Annotated in this window: 3 protein-coding genes; 1 reads left to right on the top strand and 2 read right to left on the bottom strand. The window is 71.9% G+C overall.

Going from position 1 to position 2,107, the window contains the following annotated elements; translation table 11 throughout:
• The coding region (locus ACP95_RS16705; RefSeq protein ID WP_449271573.1) for a DUF7472 family protein at window positions 1-106 on the top strand (106 nt) is incomplete at its 5' end.
• Here the strand turns inward: ACP95_RS16705 and ACP95_RS15030 are convergent.
• A complete protein-coding gene (locus tag ACP95_RS15030) occupies window positions 97-1,236 on the bottom strand; it encodes a hypothetical protein (RefSeq protein WP_049981977.1) in 1,140 nt (379 codons plus the stop codon). The two genes, ACP95_RS16705 and ACP95_RS15030, sit on opposite strands and share 10 nt — an antisense overlap.
• A gap of 76 nt (window positions 1,237-1,312) precedes the next feature.
• Window positions 1,313-2,107: replication factor C small subunit (locus ACP95_RS15035; RefSeq protein WP_049981978.1), on the bottom strand; the 795-nt coding region annotated here is incomplete at its 5' end.

Genomic DNA, 2,107 nt, shown 5'->3' on the forward strand with positions numbered 1-2,107 from the left:
CGACGGCACGCTCAGTCCGAGCGGCGGGCTCGGCCTGCTGGGCGCGCTGGTCGGCTTCATCCTCCTCATGGGGGCGCTCGGCCTCTACTTCGCCAGTCAGGACTGAGCCAGCTCCCGCTCGCGCCAGTCGACCCGTTCCGAGGGGTCGGTCTCCCGCAGTCGCTCTCGGTACAGCACCAGCGGATGGTCCGCGCGCTCGCGGTGGCCGTTCTGGTTCGTACAGATCCCGTACGCCGACAGCGTCTCGCACGACGGCGGCGGGTACTGCGCGCCGCGGTTCTCGCCCAACCGCTCGACCGCGTAGCGGGCCTGCCGTTCGTCGACGGTCGTGTCGGCACAGAACGCCGCCGCCTCGTCGGCGTCGAGGCCGATCGCCGCGAGGAAGGAGAGCAGCGCGAACGACTCGGTGTCGTCGAGCTCCTCCTCCCGCGCCCGCTGTCGGAGCTCGTCGATGCAGTCCGGGAACAGCGCGGGGAGCACGGCGTCGATCTCCCGCACCGCCACGCGCTCGCCCAGGAGGTCGCGGAGCGCCGACAGCGGCTCGTCGAGCGCGTCCTCCAGCGCGCCCCGCCGGTCGTCGCCGAGGTCGAACGGGAGCCCCTCCGAGACGCGCCGGCGGACCGCCTCGACGAGCAGCCCCTCGCCGTCGGCGCCGTACAGCTCGCCGCGCTGGATGCGGACCTCGCCGTCGGCGAGCTCGCGGTTGACGAGCCGCCACTCCTCGCCCCAGTCGCCCGTGAGCAGCAGGTACTGCTCGACGCCGACGCGGTACCAGTCGCGGTCGGTCGCGCCCGACGCCCGGTTTCGGGCCGCGCCGGCGAGCCGTTCCTCGCGGACGGCGTCCGCGAGGTCGAACTCCTCGAGGATCCGCGGCAGCGACACCGAGGCGTCGGTGGTGCTGCGGAGCCCGTCGTCGTCGCCGGTCACGTCCTCGGCGAAGCGGGCGGCGGCCGTCGCCGCCTCGGCGGTCGCGTACTTCGCGACGGCTTTCTCCTCCGACAGGAGCGAGACGAGCACCCGCGCGACGGGGTAGGAGAGCAGTTCGGCCTCGTCGCTCCACCGCCCCGGCTCGGCGGGCGCGGTGGTGCCCTCGGTCAGCGCGCGCTCGACGCGCTCGCGGCCGCGTTCGACGGCCGGGTCGCCCGACTCGGCCAGTTCGGGGACCGAGGCGCCCAGCTCCCCGACGGCCTCGCGGGCCGCGTCGAAGAACGGGTAGCGGGCGTGAATCGGCTGCATACCCCGCCGTTTCGGAGCACCGTGAATAAGCGCGACGGTTTTCGACCCCTGGCCGGACTACAAGTTCTTTGTGCGACTACTGCTCGTCGTCCAGCGACAGCGCCGCCAGCAACGCCTCCAACTGCACCTGCTCGTTCGCCCCCTCCGCGATCCGGTAGTCGGCCTCGCCCAGGCGTTCGAGCAGGCGGACGACCGCGCGGTCGTCGAGGTCGAACTCCCACGCCGAGCGGTGGAGCTGGTCGACGATGTCGCCGCCGGCCATCCCCACGTCGGTCAGCAGCATGTCCAGCGTCGCGCGGGCTTTGGGGAAGTCGCCGGCGACGGCCGCGGCGACCATCTCCTCGACCTCCTCGGGGCGGGCGGTCGCGGTGACGGTGTAGACGGCCTCCTCGTCGACCACGTCGCCGGTCGTCGCCGCCGCCTGGAGGTTGTTGATCGCGCGGCGCATGTCGCCGTTGGCGGCGTAGACGAGCGCGTCGAGCCCCTCGTCGGTGATCTCGATCTCCTCGGCGGTGGCGATCTCCCGGACCTGGGCGGCGACGGCGTCGTCCGAGAGCGGCGAGTAGCGGAACACCGCACAGCGGGACTGGATCGGGTCGATGATCTTCGAGGAGTAGTTACAGGAGAGGATGAACCGCGTGTTGTCCGAGAACTGCTCCATCGTCCGGCGGAGTGCGGACTGGGCGTCGCTCGTCAGCGAGTCGGCCTCGTCGAGGAAAATGATGCGGTAGTCCTCGCCGCCAAAGGCCGAGCGCGCGAAATTCTTGATGCGGTCCCGCACCACGTCGATCCCGCGCTCGTCGGAGGCGTTGAGTTCGAGGAAGTTGCCGCGCCAGTCGTCGCCGTAGATCTCCCGGGCGATCGCGGTCGC

It is taken from the genome of Halolamina rubra (assembly GCF_000739555.1).
Lineage (GTDB): Archaea > Halobacteriota > Halobacteria > Halobacteriales > Haloferacaceae > Halolamina > Halolamina rubra.

What these genes read in the sequence shown, in the direction of transcription:
- ACP95_RS15030 (WP_049981977.1), bottom strand. Translation starts at nt 1,236, where the DNA reads ATGCAGCCGATTCACGCCCGCTACCCGTTCTTCGACGCGGCCCGCGAG.